The 17,983-nt window shown below is 38.8% G+C and carries 16 protein-coding genes; 8 read left to right on the forward strand and 8 right to left on the reverse strand.

What is annotated here, in order from left to right; all coding sequences use genetic code 11:
* Positions 1 to 16: 16 nt before the first annotated feature.
* Positions 17 to 1,057, reverse strand: a complete 1,041-nt coding sequence (gene purM, locus HRT55_RS02685) for a phosphoribosylformylglycinamidine cyclo-ligase (protein WP_291618608.1) — start codon at positions 1,055 to 1,057, stop codon at positions 17 to 19.
* Positions 1,058 to 1,239: 182 nt separating this feature from the next.
* Between purM and HRT55_RS02690 the strand changes: the two genes are divergently transcribed.
* Both HRT55_RS02690 and hda read left to right on the forward strand, forming a co-directional pair.
* On the forward strand, positions 1,240 to 2,679 hold the full coding sequence (locus tag HRT55_RS02690) for a DUF2066 domain-containing protein (RefSeq protein WP_291618610.1): 1,440 nt from the start codon (positions 1,240 to 1,242) through the stop codon (positions 2,677 to 2,679).
* Entirely contained in the window at positions 2,676 to 3,383 is a 708-nt protein-coding gene (hda, locus tag HRT55_RS02695; RefSeq protein WP_291616036.1) for a DnaA regulatory inactivator Hda, read from the forward strand. The genes HRT55_RS02690 and hda overlap by 4 nt, the downstream gene beginning before the upstream one ends.
* Positions 3,384 to 3,481: 98 nt before the next feature.
* On the opposite strand, the gene HRT55_RS02700 is transcribed toward hda, so the two are convergent.
* The 5 genes from HRT55_RS02700 to HRT55_RS02720 all read right to left on the reverse strand — a co-directional run bounded on the left by HRT55_RS02700 (position 3,482) and on the right by HRT55_RS02720 (position 8,494).
* Positions 3,482 to 5,428 carry a hypothetical protein gene (locus HRT55_RS02700; RefSeq protein WP_291618612.1) on the reverse strand — a complete coding sequence of 649 codons (1,947 nt, stop codon included), beginning with the start codon at positions 5,426 to 5,428 and terminating at the stop codon, positions 3,482 to 3,484.
* Between the two features lie 55 nt (positions 5,429 to 5,483).
* Complete coding sequence (locus HRT55_RS02705) at positions 5,484 to 5,876, reverse strand: DUF2069 domain-containing protein (protein WP_291618614.1); 393 nt, start codon at positions 5,874 to 5,876, stop codon at positions 5,484 to 5,486.
* A 59-nt stretch (positions 5,877 to 5,935) separates the two neighbouring features.
* Positions 5,936 to 6,292, reverse strand: coding sequence for an arsenate reductase (glutaredoxin) (gene arsC, locus HRT55_RS02710; protein WP_291618616.1), 357 nt, complete (start codon positions 6,290 to 6,292; stop codon positions 5,936 to 5,938).
* 62 nt (positions 6,293 to 6,354) lie between these two features.
* A complete protein-coding gene (locus HRT55_RS02715; protein WP_291618618.1) occupies positions 6,355 to 7,824 on the reverse strand; it encodes a M48 family metalloprotease in 1,470 nt (489 codons plus the stop codon).
* Positions 7,825 to 7,885: 61 nt separating this feature from the next.
* Positions 7,886 to 8,494: a hypothetical protein gene (locus HRT55_RS02720; RefSeq protein ID WP_291618620.1), complete on the reverse strand. Its 609-nt coding sequence runs from the start codon at positions 8,492 to 8,494 to the stop codon at positions 7,886 to 7,888.
* A gap of 139 nt (positions 8,495 to 8,633) precedes the next feature.
* Between HRT55_RS02720 and HRT55_RS02725 the strand changes: the two genes are divergently transcribed.
* The 3 genes from HRT55_RS02725 to HRT55_RS02735 all read left to right on the forward strand — a co-directional run bounded on the left by HRT55_RS02725 (position 8,634) and on the right by HRT55_RS02735 (position 10,677).
* Positions 8,634 to 8,852: a sulfurtransferase TusA family protein gene (locus HRT55_RS02725; RefSeq protein ID WP_291618622.1), complete on the forward strand. Its 219-nt coding sequence runs from the start codon at positions 8,634 to 8,636 to the stop codon at positions 8,850 to 8,852.
* Positions 8,853 to 9,016: 164 nt separating this feature from the next.
* Positions 9,017 to 10,099: an AI-2E family transporter gene (locus HRT55_RS02730; protein WP_291618624.1), complete on the forward strand. Its 1,083-nt coding sequence runs from the start codon at positions 9,017 to 9,019 to the stop codon at positions 10,097 to 10,099.
* 113 nt (positions 10,100 to 10,212) lie between these two features.
* A complete protein-coding gene (locus tag HRT55_RS02735; RefSeq protein WP_291618626.1) occupies positions 10,213 to 10,677 on the forward strand; it encodes a methylglyoxal synthase in 465 nt (154 codons plus the stop codon).
* 209 nt (positions 10,678 to 10,886) lie between these two features.
* Here the strand turns inward: HRT55_RS02735 and HRT55_RS02740 are convergent, their stop codons facing one another.
* Positions 10,887 to 12,059 (reverse strand): M20 family metallopeptidase, encoded by a 1,173-nt coding sequence (locus HRT55_RS02740; protein WP_291618628.1) that lies wholly within the window; start codon positions 12,057 to 12,059, stop codon positions 10,887 to 10,889.
* A gap of 204 nt (positions 12,060 to 12,263) precedes the next feature.
* Here HRT55_RS02740 and HRT55_RS02745 point away from each other — a divergent pair, with 204 nt between their 5' ends.
* Genes HRT55_RS02745 through HRT55_RS02755 form a run of 3 tightly spaced genes read left to right on the forward strand, consistent with a single transcriptional unit; the run spans position 12,264 to position 17,291 of the window.
* A complete protein-coding gene (locus tag HRT55_RS02745) occupies positions 12,264 to 13,205 on the forward strand; it encodes a RimK family alpha-L-glutamate ligase (protein ID WP_291618631.1) in 942 nt (313 codons plus the stop codon).
* Positions 13,205 to 14,626, forward strand: coding sequence for a hypothetical protein (locus HRT55_RS02750; protein WP_291618633.1), 1,422 nt, complete (start codon positions 13,205 to 13,207; stop codon positions 14,624 to 14,626). Before HRT55_RS02745 ends, HRT55_RS02750 begins: the two co-directional genes overlap by 1 nt.
* A gap of 19 nt (positions 14,627 to 14,645) precedes the next feature.
* Positions 14,646 to 17,291: a M14 family zinc carboxypeptidase gene (locus HRT55_RS02755; RefSeq protein ID WP_291618635.1), complete on the forward strand. Its 2,646-nt coding sequence runs from the start codon at positions 14,646 to 14,648 to the stop codon at positions 17,289 to 17,291.
* 158 nt (positions 17,292 to 17,449) lie between these two features.
* Here the strand turns inward: HRT55_RS02755 and bcp are convergent, their stop codons facing one another.
* Positions 17,450 to 17,923 (reverse strand): thioredoxin-dependent thiol peroxidase, encoded by a 474-nt coding sequence (bcp, locus tag HRT55_RS02760; RefSeq protein ID WP_291618637.1) that lies wholly within the window; start codon positions 17,921 to 17,923, stop codon positions 17,450 to 17,452.
* Between the last annotated feature and the right edge of the window lie 60 nt (positions 17,924 to 17,983).

Consider the following 17,983-nt stretch of genomic DNA (forward strand, 5'->3'; position numbering starts at 1 on the left):
TTAGATAGTTAGTTGTTTATGAAAAAACAACTTGCTCTTCGCCGTCAGCTTTATCGGCTATTGCGCCAATATGCCAAGCGTTTTCACCGTGCGCTGTTAACACTTCAATACTCAGCTCAACTTTGTCAGCAGGTACTACGATTATCATGCCAACACCACAGTTAAAAGTACGGTACATTTCATGTTCCGTGATATTGCCTTTTTCTTTTAACCAAGTAAAGATGCTCGGCCATTGCCAGCTATTACCTTTAATCACAGCTTGTGCTGTTTCAGGTAATACACGTGGGATATTTTCCCAGAAACCACCACCAGTAATATGAGACAGTGCGTGCACATCTACATTTTTAAGTAATTCAAGCACAGATTTTACGTAAATCTTGGTTGGTTCAAGTAAGTGGTCAGCGATTTTCTTGCCGTCGAGCAATTCATTTGTATCAGTATTGTTTACTTCTAATACTTTACGAATTAATGAGAAACCATTTGAATGAGGACCTGAAGCGCCAAGTGCAATCAATTGATCGCCAGCTGCAACATTAGTTCCATCAATTAATCGAGATTTTTCAGCAATACCAACACAAAAACCAGCGATATCATAATCGCCCTTGTGATACATGCCCGGCATTTCAGCGGTTTCACCACCAACAAGAGAACAGCCAGCCTGTAAACAACCTTCAGCAATACCTTCAACTACAGATACAGCCACATCTACATCAAGTTTAGCGGTAGCATAATAATCAAGGAAGAATAATGGCTCTGCACCTTGCACGATAAGGTCATTTACACACATAGCCACTAAATCGATACCAACGGTATCGTGTCGAGCTAAATCGATAGCTAAACGTAATTTAGTGCCGACACCGTCGGTACCAGCTACTAATACAGGCTCTTTATAACCGGTAGGCAATGCAAATACCGAACCAAAACCACCTAAACCACCCATAACTTCAGGGCGTTTTGTGCGTTTTACCGCACCTTTAATTTTCTCAACTAGTGCATTACCAGCATCAATATCAACACCAGCATCTTTATAGCTTAACGATTGTTTTTGTTCGCTCACGGGAGACCTCTGAAATTACCGACAGTATTTTATGGGGCGTATTCTACCAGTGCTAAGGCTCATACTCAAGACGATTACAGTATCTTCACCTTGTTTTATTTTATCGGCGCATTTCTCTAGTTTTTATCAATATTTGCAAGTATTAATTACTGTCCATGTGATAAGATATCATTTATGAAACCATGGATTTTTTGAAATTTTTAGTTGATATGTTTAGATTCCCTTTTGTTTTAATTTTTCTTATATTTACGCTGTTTAGCGCTAATTTACCAGCCCTTGAAGTAGATGATTTATACCAAGCTAATGTTGTTGTTGACTCGCAAGGTCGAGTTCAACGAGAGCAGGCGATAAAACAAGCACTACAAGGCGTGTTTTTAAAAGTTGGCGGAAAAAAGAGTGTCTTAACACATAAAGTGTTAAGACAAGCACAAAAAAGAGCTAGTCGCTACGTTAGTCAATACCGTTATCAACGACAAGGTGATGAGCTAAGCTTAGTGGTCAGTTTTAATAAAGACAAAGTAAATCAATTGTTTAAAGATGCCAATTTAGCCTTGTGGGGCAGCTTACGTCCACAAGTGCTTTTATGGTTAATTGATGAGCAAGGTGTAAGTCGCACTATGGTCGCATCTGATGCTGATACGGATATACCGGCAAGTGTTAATGACTTTTCGATACAACGTGGTTTGCCTATTATTATGCCGTTAATGGACTTAACCGATAGCGAACAAGTGGTGTTAAGTGATTTTTGGGGCTACTTCCAAGAACAAATTCAACAAGCCTCGTTGCGTTACTTTGCTGATACTGTTGTGGTAATGAGAGTTTCTGACTCCAGCTTAGTGAATGAAGAAGATAAAGTTAACACCTCGGATTTGGCAGATAATATTTCTTGTGGCTTATTATGTCAGCCAGAAGAAGTTGCAAGCGCTAAAGTACTTGATTGGCGTGTTTACACACAGGGCACACTGTATACGCAAAAATATCAGGGTGTTAATAAAGTTGCTTTGATTAACCAAGGTTTATCCGATATCACCGAGCTGATTTATCAGTCTTATGCTCTATTAACATCGGCGGAGAATGACTTTATTATTGAAGTGAAAAATGTTACCTCCTTAAAAAATGATACGCAATTGTTTGATTTTTTAGTAGACTTGTCGGCTGTTAAACGAGTGACTTTAATCAGTGCTCAAGGTAATGTACGTCGCTATAATTTAGACTTGCTGGGTTCAAAGGCCTCTTTTTTAGCGTCATTAAAATTGAACGATAAGTTAACACAACAACTTGATAATCAACTCGATGGCCTTTATCACCGCCAGCAGTTTAATAATCAAGTAAAAATTACTGTACTTGGTGAACTAGAGTTAGCCGAACAGAACATCGCTGAGCAAAATACAACGGCTCAAAATACTAGTAGCAACGCTGGTACTATGTCTGATGACGCTGCTCTTGATGATGCCCAAGCATATTTAAATGGTAATAAAACAGTGCTAAATGATAAAAACATTGTTGTTACTAATCCAACCATTGAACTAACGAAGAGTGACCCATTGCAGACAACATTGGCAGTAAAACCACAGCTAGCAATAGCACCCCTCATTCCTGTCTTTTATTGGGAGCAAGGATGAAGCAAGTAGCTCAACTCACCTTGCAAGTGCAACTACCTGATGATGAAACTTTTGACAGTTTTAAAAGTGATGCAAACCTCGGTATTGTCAGTCAGCTAAAATCTTATATTGATCAAAAGCAAGATAGCCCGCATAGTTTTTACATGTTTGGCTTGTCTAGTGTCGGTAAGTCACATTTACTGCATGCCAGTAGTACTTATGCTGCACAAGTTGGTAAGTCTTCCGTGTGTCTATCTTGTGCTGAATTTAAGCATTTACCTGTGGAAGTTTTAGATGGTTTAGAGCAAATTGATTTAATTTGTCTAGACGATATTCATTTAATTGCCGGTGATGAACGCTGGCAACAAGCCATTTTTGATTTGTATAACCGAGTATTTGAGCAAAATAATTACTTATTAATCTCAGGGGATGAAAGTGCTCAGCAACTCGGTATTAGCTTACCTGATCTGGTTTCAAGACTTTCTTGGGGCTTAACTGAGCAAGTAAAACCTCTTGAAGATGAAGAGAAAATCATTGCCATACAACACCGTGCCACGCAGCGAGGTCTATTTTTATCAGACGAAGTAGTTAAATTTTTACTGAATCGTTTGAGTCGAGATATGGGTAGCTTAATAACTTCACTCGATGTGTTAGATAAAGCCTCTATTCAAGAGCAAAGAAAAATTACCATACCTTTTATTAAAGAAGTACTCAGTCTGCAATAGCTTGCTAGGGGTCTCGAAGAAAGTCATCAGTTAAATAAAAAGCACGATTAAATTAATCGTGCTTTTTTGTGTTTACTTATTACTGAATAGCCTAAAAACTAATGTTTAGGTAAAGGTTTTTCATAATAACGATTGAAATTATCGTCGGGCATAAGTTCAGACTTTGCTGCGTTTCCTTGAGTAAAGTTACCCGGAATAGCATAGCTTTTTAGGTGTTTCAGCAAATGACTCATACTCCTTTGACTTGGGCTGATGGTTAAATTCTCCAGCCAGTTATTTCCTACCGTCATAGCAATTGGCGTAGCGACTAAGTCCATCGCGGCTTGACTGTCAAATTCAGGTAATACGCGACTTGCACTAAATAGTACTCTGGCGGTTAACTTATTATCACCAATACGGCCACGTTGTCCCCAAGTCACTATATAGTCACTGGCAGAGATATTATCGCCAATAGGCTGATTGGTGATGGCAACATCGCGAAGAATACCAAAGCGACTTTGCATCATGAGCTCTTCAAATAACATGGCGTAATCTTCGCGCTTACTTGAGTAGGCATAAAAATCAGTGGCACGATCTGGGCTAAAGAAACCTTCAATGTCCGTAGGTAAGTAGTTTTTTTGTGTTTGGTTGGCAGTTTCACCGGCAAAGCTAACTTGCCCTAAATCACGCATTTCCTGACTTGCTAAGGGGAGGCTAATTGCCAGCTGATCAGATTCAAAATCAGTACTGACTGCAGCATCAAGGACACGTTGACCACTTTGATGAGTATACCATTCATTACTGGGGAAAAAATCATTGGCATGAGCAAGCTCATGATACATTAATGAAGTTAAGCGATATAAGGCGTCGGCTGGCGTGCGAGTAACTCGATCTGATTTACTAAAACCTTGACTAGCATAGTCATTATCTTTGACGTAACGCCAGGGCATAACAAATTGTAAATCATTACCAAAGTCAGCACGAAAGTCGGGTGCTTCATTAATGGTATCTCGCTCTTGGGGGGTTAACCATAAATTTTCTGCATCTAAATATATTGCCCCCGTAGCTGCCCAGTAAAAAGATGGGCGAATATCATAAGCGATAACTATCGCCGTGGTAGCTCTTAATAAATTTCTGATATCGTTATTGGCATCATTATTGGTTAAATAATCTTTAAAACGATCACCCATCCACTGGTGAGAAACCACCACTCTGTCCATAATACTTTCAACAGAAGGTATTGTAGGTGAGCTTTTTACCTCTTCAGCAAGTAAAGGCGTTTGAGCTAAGGTACAAGAGCTAGTTAAGCTATTTGAATAGACACAATTGACTAAATTGTCAGCGTAAGGGCTTTTGGGATTATAAGCAAAAACTTTGGCTTTGCGATCGGAAAAATAGGCATTACCCGCAATTGCCGCTGCGGGCTCTACTAATACCGCCACTTGATCGTTATAGGTTATATTGCTGTTAGCTTCAGTCGCTGAAACATTAAAAGTAATAAGAGTGTCAAAATTAACCTTGGGAGCATCAAAAAATATCGCTAATTCACCATTACTATTATCTGTTGTTAAGGAAACCGTTGGGCCACCTGTTTGCTGCCATGTCAGGGTGCTGGCGTCTATTGTTTGGTGTATTTCACTGCGAAAAGAGACTTTGTTCTCGGCTAAAGCAGCATGTGATAAACGAGCAGTAATTTTGTGAACCGCAGATTCTACCAGGAAGGTTTTTTCTAATAATTGCTCAATATTATTACTGTCGGTAAAACTGACAGTAAAACTATACTCGCCATCAACAGCAGGGGTAAAAGAAATGACCTTACTACTTGCGGCTAATACAGTTACTGCTTGACCAGAGGTTTGTTGCCACAGTATGTTTGAAATAGGCTGGTTAGCTGCGAGCAGTAATAAATCTACCCCTTGATTGATAGTCGGTACTTCATCGAGCAGCACAATGCCGGTTTCATTTTGATTGGGCTCATTATTGAATGAGTTACTATCACAAGCAGATAATGTTGCCATTACCGCTAGTGATAATCCTAAGTTAAAGCCATATAAGTTTGAGCGCATTCAATTCCCTTTTATTCATTATCGTCTTTAACTTGACAGTATTAGCAAGTTTACATTATTTATCTTTCTTTTTGCGTATGCTTAACCCTAATTCTTGACCACGGAATTTAGCGTAATAAGTCGCGCCAAAAAACATAGCACTAGCAAAGATCAACTCTAATATTGCCCATATTCTGTCCGCTGGCAATACCCAAAGTGTGGTTAAGCTATGTAAAAAGTAAATTAAAACAATAAAGTTAGACCAGGCATAGGTAAAAGGATTGCTTTGTAATAAACCTTTTAAGGGAAATAATAACGGTAGGGTAAATAAGAGTAGGGAAGTTGAAGTACTTAAACTTTCACTTGGGCTTAATACGATTAACCATAACGGCATAAAGATAAGTAAAGAAAAATAGCCCATCAAGGCTATTTTTTTGTAGGTATTGGTTGCAAGTCTTTGTTTATTCATTGGGTACTTATTTATGTTAGTGATTTATATCTGAGATAGAAAGGTAATTTAATTACTGTTTAGCGCTTGAAGAAGGTTAAAACATTCTCTGGAGGACGACCAATAATGGCTTTGTTGCCATCGGTAACTATAGGGCGTTCAATTAACTTTGCCGTATTCGCCATGGCGTTAATTAGCGCTTCTTCACTGGCACCTTTTAAGTTTTGTTCGGTAAATTCAGCTTCTTTAGCACGCATCATTTCAAGTGCTGAGCAATTAAGTTGGCCTAATAGCTGTTTAATTTGTTCAACATCAAAGGGTGTTTTTAAGTACTCAATGATAGTGACTTCTTGCTTGGTTTGCTGTGCTTGTTCTTCAAGTAGCGCTAGTGTTTGACGACTCTTTGAACATCTCGGATTGTGATAAATAGTAAACATGGATTTCCTTAATTAATAAAACTGCTGTAAAAATATGAATAGCTAGTGATTTAATCAAATGGCTATAAACGTTTTAAACGATTCTCTTGCTCTTGAAATTGTAAAATACGGGCCTTTACGCGTTTCTGTAATAAAGGCTGTGCTTCAAGAAGGGTGTAACTGGTTTGTAGCTCATCGACAGCCTTAGAGTAGCCACCTAACAGGGCAAGTACTTCTGCTTTATTCATGTGCATAAGACCAAGCTTGCCTTGAGAACGATATAAGGTGGTTAATATATCATAAGCGATAAAATTACCTGGGTTGACTAATAAAAAGTCCTGCAATATTTCTGCGGCTAGATCATAGTTTTTCACCGAAAGTAGTGCATTGGCATAGTTTAAACTGACCACTTGGTTGTTTGGCATAAATAAATTTAATTGAGCAAGCATCTTAATGGCTGAATCGGCTTGGTCATTTGCTAAATATACATCCGTTAAGGCATCGATATAAAATAAGTTGTTTTTATCACCTTGTCTTAAGGTCTCTAAAAGTTGTAGCGCTTGCTTGGTTTGTTTGTCTTCAAAATACGATAAGGCCAAACCATATTGTGCCGCGGCTTTTATTGCATAGCGATTTTTAGATAATTGATGTTGATAGAAAGCAATATTTGATTTGGCATCGCCTTGGTATCTTGATTTTAAGCGTGACTTGGTCAGCTCAAAGTCTAAGCTGGGTGGCAAAGGTCTTGCCGGGTAATTTAGTGCGCGTTGTCTAGCCTCAGCAATACGCGACTCAGGTAAGGGATGAGTTAGTAACATTGCTGGCGGCTTGCTGGCATAGCGATATTTTTCCGACATCTTGCTAAAGAAACTTGATGCGCCTTGTGGGTCAAAGCCACTGCTGGCTAACAAAGCGATACCGACTCTATCGGCTTCTTTTTCATTACCACGGGTGTAGTTAATACTTGCCTGTTGTGTTACCGCCATACTCGCAGTCAGCGCAGCCATACCAACCGTAGGATTAATTAAGGTAATTAAGACACTTGAAAGCATAGCCGCCATAGTTAAACTTTGTGTTTGGCTTTGTGACTCCAATCGACGGGCTAAGTGACGCTGGGTAACGTGAGATATTTCATGAGCAATAACCGAGGCTAGCTCACTTTCTGTGTCAGCTGTGGTAATTAAGCCACTATGAATACCAACATGGCCACCAAAAAATGCAAAAGCGTTTAATTCTTTATTGTTGATGAGAAAAAACTCAAAGGCATAATTAACCCCTTGGGCATTTTTTACTAGGCTATTACCTAAATGATTGATGTATTCAATTAACACTGGATCTTGAATTAATGGCTGTGATCCACGTAACTGGCGCATCATCGCCTGACCAATTTGCAGCTCTTTATCTACTGATAAAACGCTGTAGCCTGAAATCCCAATGTCGGGCAATTTGTTTTTATCGTTCTGATTGTTAATGGCGCTGGCATTAAAGCTTGTCGCCATAGCAATAGCTAATGTCAGCAACAAGGCATTAAGCAAGGGTTTTAGGTTAAACAATATTACATCCTATATTCATTATCGAAATATACTTACGTGGTTAAAAGGTGATTCAAAATAATTAGCTTTCTTGGTTATGGATATTACCATTTCTACTAGCAATTTCTTGATAAAACTCAGCAATACTATAACCTTTGACCGCAACGATTTGAAAAGATTCGCTTAAAATTGTAATTAACTCTTCAACTTTGTAGTGGGCAAACTTTAATAACGCGACATCTGCTTCGTCACCACTTTGGTAGCAGTATATGGAAAAGGCCACTAAACTATTGATACGAAAAAGCATTTGTGTATTCTCAGGTAACCAAATGTTAAAAGGGCAGTTAGCTTTATTAGTCATGCTTTGGGTAACATTACTGCCGTTTATAACAGGGTAACAATGTAACTCATAACCCATGTCATTAAATTCATGTCGTAAGCTTATTTGTGCTTTGTTTTTAACTTCGATATTACCATCAGGGCTTTTGCTGGCCCCTAAGAGGGTTAAATTCCATGAGTTTGGATTTAAAATCTGTTTGTATGCACTATCAAAACCATGAGTAAGTATGCCATCTAAATCACCTAAAGAAGAAGAAAGTATATGGTACATCGCCGAGACGTCACCCCAATTTATCTTCTTTTTATAGGCATTAATTTCTTTTAAGTTAGCTTCAGGGCTTAATGAACTCATTTAATTAATATTCCTAGTAATAAGTTGTTTTTACATAAGACATAACTATAGAGGTACGTTATGATAACTTTTAGTTAGTACAATGGATTAATTGTCGCAAATTAGTGAATTAAACTAAAGCGCTGTTTTAAATATTCAGATGATTTATAAATATGATGGTATAGGTAAAAAGTGTCCGGTACCTTTAATTAACATGCGTTTATTGATAAAAAAAATGCAAAGCGGTGATGAGTGTATCATTTATATTAATGATGCCGGCTCACTAAATGATATCCCTAAGTTGTTAGATAAACAAGGCTACCAATACCGTAAACAAATGATTGCTAATGGTACGGTAGAAATTAGTATTTGCGTATAACCACGCAAGGCGCGATTATTTCTGTTTATACCGCGTTATCACCGGCTGATGTCGTCAATTACATTTCACCTGCGCAGCCTTGTCTACATATCAAACGAACTACTGTAAAGTAATCCCGAAAGTTCAACAGCCGTTAGGCTAAGCAAAATAAAAAATAGGTAATTATGTTCAAGTTATTTAGTGATTGGTACACACGTAAATTTTCAGATCCCCATGCGGTAACCCTCGTTGTGCTTTTAATTTGTATTGCATTATTTATTACTTTATTTAGTAGTTTATTGATGCCGGTGTTTGTTGCTATTGCCTTAGCTTTTTTATTAGACTTGCCGGTTAATAAACTTATGCACAGCTCTATGTCGCGCTCAGGTGCAACCATAGTGGTGGTGGTTACTTTCCTTAGTTTCTCCTTGTTGGCAGTGTTAGGGCTTATGCCAATTATCTGGAAACAAAGCAGCAATTTATTACAAGAAGTTCCCAATATGATCACCCAAGGGCAAGGTTACTTATTAACACTGCCAGAAAAGTACCCAGAATTTGTCCATGTATCTCAAATCGAAAGCTTTATCGTTATGGTTAATGATAATTTACTTGAATGGGGCCAAGTCGCGCTGAAAGCGTCATTAAACTCTATTTCTGACATTGTCGCCTTGATGGTTTATTTAATTCTTGTGCCCTTAATGGTGTTTTTCTTCTTAAAAGACAAAACTGAATTAATGGCCAGTGTTGCCTATTTTTTACCTAAAGAGCGCCGCATGGCCATTCAAGTAAGTAATGAAATGAACCAGCAAATTTTAAATTATATTCGCGGTAAAGTGATTGAAATCCTTATTGTCGGCGCAGCAACTACTATCGCTTTTATGTTCCTTGATTTGGAATATGCCTTGTTATTAGGGGTATTGGTTGGTCTGTCGGTATTGGTACCTTATGTCGGCGCGACTGTGGTTACTTTCCCCGTTATGTTAGTAGCACTTTTCCAATTCGGTTTCAGTAGTGAATTTGGCTACGTTATGCTCGCCTATGGCATAATTCAAGCAATCGATGGCAATGTTATTGTGCCTTTACTCTTTTCTGAGGCGGTTAATCTTCATCCTGTTGTTATTATAATTGCGGTGATATTTTTTGGTGGTTTATGGGGTTTTTGGGGAATATTCTTTGCCATTCCTTTAGCTACGCTGGTAAAAGCGGTGATTAATGCTTGGCCATCAGTTCCTGAGCCTGATAGTACCAATGAAGCCGCTGAACTGTAAAAACCGTGTTAGTAATCTCAATGACGTATAGGTAACTAAAACAGTTAAGTAAACTTAAGCACGGCAAAGTTATGCAAAGCGAAGGTAAATTAAGGTAAATCAGAGGAAATGAAATGGATTTAACGTACACGCAAAGAATGATGCCGGCAAATAAACGTATGGCACTAGTGGCTCATGATAATAAAAAATCCGATCTAATTGCTTGGGCTAAAAATCGCAGTGATGATTTAAAATTCCATCACTTATTTGCCACCGGTACTACCGGGACTTTATTAAGCTCTGCCATTGGCTTACCGATAAAATGCCTGCTTTCTGGACCTATGGGCGGCGATCAGCAGCTTGGCGCATTAATCGCCGAAGGTGAGATTGATGTGATGATTTTTTTCTGGGACCCGCTTGATGCGGTACCTCATGATCCCGATGTCAAAGCGCTGTTACGCTTAGCCGCAGTGTGGAATATTCCTGTTGCTACTAATAAATCTACCGCTAATTTCCTGATGGACTCAGATCTTATGACACAAGAGAGTGCCATTGAAATTCCTGATTATGCGGCTTACTTAGCAGTACGAACAAAGTAGTTGATACCAATCCTTATCAGAAAATGATCGCTTAGCGAGAATTTTAAGGCAAGGCATTGATTGAAGATAATGCTTATTCAGGAGAATATGCTCAGGATAATATGCTCCTGCATTATCTAATAAGGTACTTCCTGTACCTTCTGCATTCTCTAAGATCACCATCCATGTAACGTCCTTGTCAAAATCAATAACGCCGCTAATAAGCAGGTTTAACAGGCCAATACGCGAGAATTTATATGTTTTATTTTTATTTTTTCTAGCGGTACTTGCCCATTGAAATAGGCAAGTACTTTAGTTACGTCATTTATCCTATCAGCAAAACTTTTTTTATTCGCACGTTCATTAATGGTGTGATCGCCATCGCCAAAGGGACCGAAACCATCTAGTGTTGGTACACCCATAGCCGATATTGTATTTGCATCACTAACACCGCCACGCTTTTCCAGTTTAAGTGGCCGGTCAATAATCGCTTCAATTTTCTGAATTAGCAACACTTGCTGTTTGTTGGTTTGCATAATGTCTCGTTGTAATCCACCGGAGAAGGACGACTTTATGCCGTTAATATTTTGCGTGGTAGCAATGCGTTCAATTGCAGTCAATACACGATTTTTTTCAGTATTGTTAGTGAATCTTGCTTCAACCGTAATGCTCGCCTGCGGTGATATTGTGTTGGCGCCAATGCCACCCGACATCTTGCCTGCGTTAACTGTGGTACCAAAACTATTACGTGTTAATGCCGTGAGCTCAACAATCATATGTGCAGCTGCTAGGTTAGCGTTAATGCCGTCGCTGTAATGATTGCCTGCGTGTGCGGCTTTGCCTTTAATATCGATGTTATAGGTGGCAACACCTTTACGGGCAATAACAACTTCGCCTTGCTCGCCAGCGGCTTCAAAAACTAAGCAAAGATCATAATTTCTTGCGATAGACTGGGTTAAATACTTACTATCGTCACTGCCACTTTCTTCATCACTAACCATTAACACATCAATATTGACAATATGGCCAGCATCTTTGTGTATCTGTCTTAGTGCGCAAAGTGCGACATAGTTGCCGCCTTTCATATCACAAACACCAGGTCCGTAAATCCATTCTTTGTCTTCACTGAAGTCTTCAAAAGTGCCTGGTGGAAATACCGTATCAAAATGACCGAGCAGCAGTATTTTCTTGCCATTACTTTTGGCTGATTTGTAGAGGATGTGTGCACCAATATGTGTCCGCTCGTGTCGCTCTACGCTAAAGCCTAGCGCTTGCATCCATTGGCTATAAAGCTGACCCACTTTATCTACGCCAACTTTATTCTTAGTGTAAGAGTTTATCTCAATGAGTTGTGCTAATTCCGCAAAATCAAAGTTTGATTGAGTGCTTTTAACGTCAGACATGATAATTCCTTTTTATCTAAATACCCGACTATTGCACTAAAAATATAAGTCATTTTGATTACGTAATTATGAAGCTTTTATTTAAAGTGAGTTTTGTCATATATATGTAACAACGCCTACCTAGTCTTAACAATGACTGTAAATATATTTAATCAAGCTGTATGGGTTGTTAGCTTATATTCAAGTAATAAGAAGGACTTTATAATGTCAACGTATACCGTGGGTATGTGGATGTATAAGAATGGCGGCGGCCATATTATCCAAGATGAAATGATCAGAAAATTAAGAGCACGTGATATTCAGGTGATCCCTGATTTGAACTTGGCGAATGCGATGGCAACAGCCGGACATATACTATGCAAAAAAGTAGCCATGGAAGAGCTGGACTTGTTTTTTTCTTACAATGCCGGTAAACAAAGTCAATTTCAAATGTACTTATATCAAATTTTAAACGAGTCGGTGCCGTGCATAAATAACTTCGACTCATTTGCTTTAACCGAAGACAAATTTCGTACCTCGCATAAACTCACCCAAGCAGGTATTGCCACGCCGGACTATAAAATGTTGAAGCGCGGTGATAAGCGCCAGCTTAAAAAAACCATGAAAGATTGGGGGGGAAAGCTGATTTACAAACCCATAGACGGTTGGGGAGGAATGGGCATTGTCAAAATAGAAAGTGAATGCTCACTTGATATGTTGTTTCCCTTCTTAGAGCAAAGCAATCTCCCTTACTTCTACATTGAGAAATACATTAACTACGATATGACAGACTTTCGTATTGACGTGGTTGATGGCCAATATGTTAGTTGTTATGGCAGACGTGCGCCCAGTGATAGTTGGAAAACCAATGTCACCAGTGGCGGCAGTATTATGTTACGTGAACCTAGCGTAGAAGCGGTTGAAATCGCTATCAAAGCGGCGGGTATTACCGGTCTAGAAATCGCAGGGGTTGACCTTATTTACGATCTTGAAAAAGAGCAGTATGTCGTGTTAGAGGTCAATGGTATTCCTGCTTTTTCAACGCCTGAGCAACAGCAGCAAGGACTTGATTTTAATCATCACAAAATTAATAAAATAGTTGAGTTGATTGCACGTAAAGTGACTAAAGAAAACAGCTTGAATCTACATGTTGTGGGGATGAAATAATGAAAACTTCAAATAAATTGCCAAAAATAGGCTTTGTCTATTTAGATCACGTTATGCGTTTCTTTGACCGTTCAAATTTTAAAGGTTGGCCAGATAAAATCGATGAAGTTGTTTACCATTGGGGTAATGGACAACAACGTTTTATCGATGAAGTTAAGCGTAAAAACATCGATGTGCTTATTGGTAATATACCGGCAACGGCATACGAGAGCTTTCGTGATATTAGTCGAGCTTTACCCAACGTGCAGTTTATCCCGTCACTTGATGCACAGTTTTCCAATAAATCGAAAGAGAATGTCACCCATTTTTGTAAAAAATATAAGCTGCCTATCCCCAATACAGAAGTTTTATACGAACCGGCGGATGCAAGGCGTTATTTAAAGCAGTGTGATTACCCAAAAATCATTAAAAAATCCTATGGACCGTCAAATTACGGTGGCTATTTTGTCCATAAGGTTGATAGTTTTAAAGAAGCCGAATTACTGCTGAGCAAGAAAAAATACTACCCAGTTTATGTACAAGAATTTATACCTATGATTGCGGATATTCGAGTGATGCTTATTGGTCATAAACCTGTTTGTGCCTTTTGGCGTCGACCGCCAGAAGGTGAATGGTTAACCAATACTAGTCAAGGCGGGGAAATGGATTATCAAAATGTACCGCAACGTGCTTTAGACATTGCCATCCAAACATCTAAGTCCGCCAATGCTGAGTATTGGGCTTGTGACATTGCCTTAGGTAACGATGGTAAATATCGCATTCTAGAATGTGCCACAGCCTTTGCTGCTTTTCCTTATATCAGAGACTGGATTGGTCAATATGTGATGTGGCTATTGGCCGCTGACTTGTTTAACAAACCCTATATTCCTTTATTAAACTGGCAAGAATTAGGCAAAATAGACAGCGCCTTATTAAGAACAATGCGGCACATATCTTTTTCAGCAACAACAACAACAAGTGTTACTGAAGACTGTGGTGATCAATTAGTTCGAAAAAACCAAGATCTGTATCAATTACTGCCCGTTGAACTCAGAGCCTTTGAAGAATGGCCAAGTGAAGTTTGGAACTTTCAAGATAACTATGTCCGTAATTATATTTTAAACACACACCAGCAAGTAAATAAAATCAAAGCGTTTGGCCTTGAAGAAGCTGAAGTTGAGGTTGAAGGTGACAAATACTCGCCTTATACCGAGATTAATGAGACGGAGTTAATTGCCTTTTTTAACTCGGTAAAAGGCATCGGTAGCCAACTTCAGCAATTGATTATCGAACAGCTTGGTGTCAGTGAAACGGTTGATGCACTTAATCACAGCCCGCAGCTGCTATTAAAAGTGAAAGGTTTAAAAGAGAAGAAATTACAAAGCATCATAGATTGTTGGCAGAAAATGTTTATGCCGCATGAAGATAAAGTGATTAGCTGATATTTAGCCTGGGGAATTAATGATGAAGAAACAATATACCTCTTACCAAGAAACCATGGCATTTGTTGAGCGCTGCATGGCAGAACATCCACATTTAATTAGGTTACAAACCATAGGCACTACGTGGGAGCAGAGACCTATAGTGTTAGTGACCATCTCTTTAGATGTAGAGTATGCGCAGAACAAACCCGCTTTACTCTATACTGGGACTATTCATGCGAGAGAATGGATTGGCAATGAGCTGGCGATAAAGTTTATTGGCTATGTGATTAAAAATTATCGTTTTAATCCGAAGTTAAAGGAGGCATTAACACGCAATACCTTATATATGGTGCCATGTTTAAATCCCGATGGCTTTGAATACTCACGTAACCATTTTTCATTTTGGCGAAAAAACCGAAGGGACAATGGCGACGGTACCTTTGGCGTTGATTTAAACCGAAATTTTTCAGTGAAGTTTCGTCATTCTATGGATACGGACAGTAATATCTATTCTGGACCGCACGCTTTTTCAGAGCCTGAAACCCGTGCCATTAGAGATTTTGTCATAACCCATAAAAATATTACCATAGCGCTGGATTATCATTCTCAAGGCAATGTCTTCTTTCCTGCACATAAATTCAATCATGAAAACGAAATTGAAGGCACAGATCTTAATGTATTATGTGCCAATATGAACCGTGAAATTTTCAAAGTTACCGGCAGGAAATACGGTATTCACCGCGGAAAACCACCGAGCAATTTAATTCACGGCAGCGGTCGAGAGTATTATTATTCTCTGGGTATTTTATCTACCGTTGTTGAAGTGGGTACACGCAATATTCCTGATTATCTGGTTAATATGTCACAGAGTGTTGATGAGAATATTCCCGCGGTATTGCATGCTTTGTCAGAATCGATAAGCTATTCTGACTTAGCACCAAAGCGTCCAGAGCAATTTTCATTGGTCAATATTGACAACAATAGTGCAAGTTTGACTTGGTGTTATCAGAGCGATATGGAAGTTAATTTTGAAATTTATCGTGCCCAGCAGCCTAAATCGCCTTGCTGTGATGAAACATTAGTAGCGATTACCAGAGATATACAGTTTACCGATGTACAGTTGAAAAGTGGTCAACCTTATTTTTACAATATACGAGCCGTTGATAGAGTAACCAAAATAAAGTCTGCTTTCTCCCCAGAGCTTAGAGTAAAAACAGAGCTAGCGCATGATGAGTATTCCCGTGAGCTTTTCCCTTCAAATCAAGAGGTTGGTTATGTTGGCCAATATACCTTAGATAACAACAAAGAGCACTTCGGTCATAACTCTCTCTTTGTTGGCGTCAATAAGCGTAAAGGAATTTGTTATGGTGTTATTGAGTTTAATCTAAATAATGTGCCCGAAGATGCCATGATAAAATCAGCACGCTTCTCTTTATACCCAATGAACCGCGTAAACGCCAAAGTTGAAAATTTCGGCGAGTGGACTGTTTCGTTACTTGATGCTGAAGACCTAGATGATGTCACTAATTTTACTCAAATTCACACAGCGACACCAATGCAAACGTTAGGGCACGCGATTGAATCTGATCAACTTACGCAAGGCATCTGGAGTGAATGGCATTTTAATATTGCTGAGCGTCACCTGCTTAAAAAAGCAATAAAAGCGGGCAAGGTTATTTTGCGCATTGAAGGACCGCGGAAGTTACCCTTAGGCGCGGATTCACAAATGATGCAGTTTGATATTGGTTATGGAAAGTTTGGTGCCGGCATTCACTATCGACCTAATTTGCAGTTGATATATACCCGTACTCCGCAAAAAGTAATATTGTCCCCGATTGCGATAAACACCATAACCACCACCGAGGTTTATGAAAATAAATTGAGCTCTGGTTTTGATAAACAAGGCGCGATCATTTACGGGCAGATGGCGTTTACTTTAGCGGATTTACCTGAGGCATATAAAACGGTCATCACGGATGCCTACCTTATTATGCGCAATAAAACCTCATTAAAAACCAAACGAGATACGCGCTTCACCATAGAGCTTGCTGAATTAAAAGATATCGATTTTAACAGCGTGAAGCATCGTAAAAAAAGAGAATTCATTGGTTACGAAGTCAGTAATCAGCAATTAAAGCATAAAGATAGTCACTATTTTATTTTCGATAGTTATTGTAAGCTCTATTTAGAACAGCTACATCAAGACAACAAACCCTGTTACCTCATTATTAGAGCAACGGCGGCCTCTACAGAATATGATGAAGTGATTGAATGGGCAGGAGAGGGTGATGGAGAAAGTCCTCAGTTAGTTATTGAGTACATAGACCGTAGAAAAACCTCGTTACCTGCGCCAACAGAACTGAGTGCAGAGATTGAAAATGGCATGCTCAAGCTGATGTGGAATAATCCTAAGCATGATGATTTTGTCGGCAGTTTTGTGGTGCGAAATCGTTTTCATCCACCTAAATCACCATATGATGGCGTTAAATTGTATGGTGGTCCAGACGATTATACCTTTGATAATTTTGCTAATGCCAATATTGAAAAGTATTATTCGGTGTTCAGTTATGATGATATACCTAATTTTTCTGAGCCTATCAGCATTCAATATGTTGCTAAAGAAGGGTTTTCGGTTATTGAGCAAGAATATGAACCACAAGATGAGGATGAAGAAATAGATTAACAGAGTGTACTAACCATTTAGTCAGAGCTACAATGCTATTGTCGGGCATAGAACTCAAAAGCTATCACTAAAAAGGCCTAAGTTAATTTTACTTAACTTAGGCCTTTTTATTTTTACTTAATTGACGACTTTAAAGATTTATTTTCTTACTGATTTAATTAATTTAGCTCATTCAGTACCGCTAAAACAACATCATGATGCTCTTTAGTTTTGAACTTATTAAACACATGGCTAATTTTGCCATCAAGACCAATTAAAAAGCTTAAACGATGAATGCCGTCATACTCTCTGCCCATAAACTTTTTCAAGCCCCAAACTCCAAACTCATCCGCCACCTTATGATCAACATCAGATAGTAGGGAGAAATTTAGTTCATCACGTTGACAGAACTTAGTTAAACGCTTTACTTCATCAGGGCTAATACCAAAAACAACGGTATTTAATTCATTAAGCTCTGCTTTGATATCACGTAAACCTTGTGCTTGAACGGTACAGCCAGGTGTCATCGCTTTCGGGTAGAAATATACTAATACTTGTTTTTTGCCGATATAATCAGCCAATGATACTGACTCATCATTTTCATTCGCTAGGGTAAATAGTGGCGCGGTATCACCAATGTTTAAAGTATTCATTATAAACTCACTGTTAAAAAGGGATGAAAGTCATTTTTCTTATTAGGGGTATTGTCTTGG

It is taken from the genome of Colwellia sp., assembly GCF_013214175.1.
In the GTDB taxonomy this organism is placed as follows: domain Bacteria; phylum Pseudomonadota; class Gammaproteobacteria; order Enterobacterales; family Alteromonadaceae; genus Colwellia.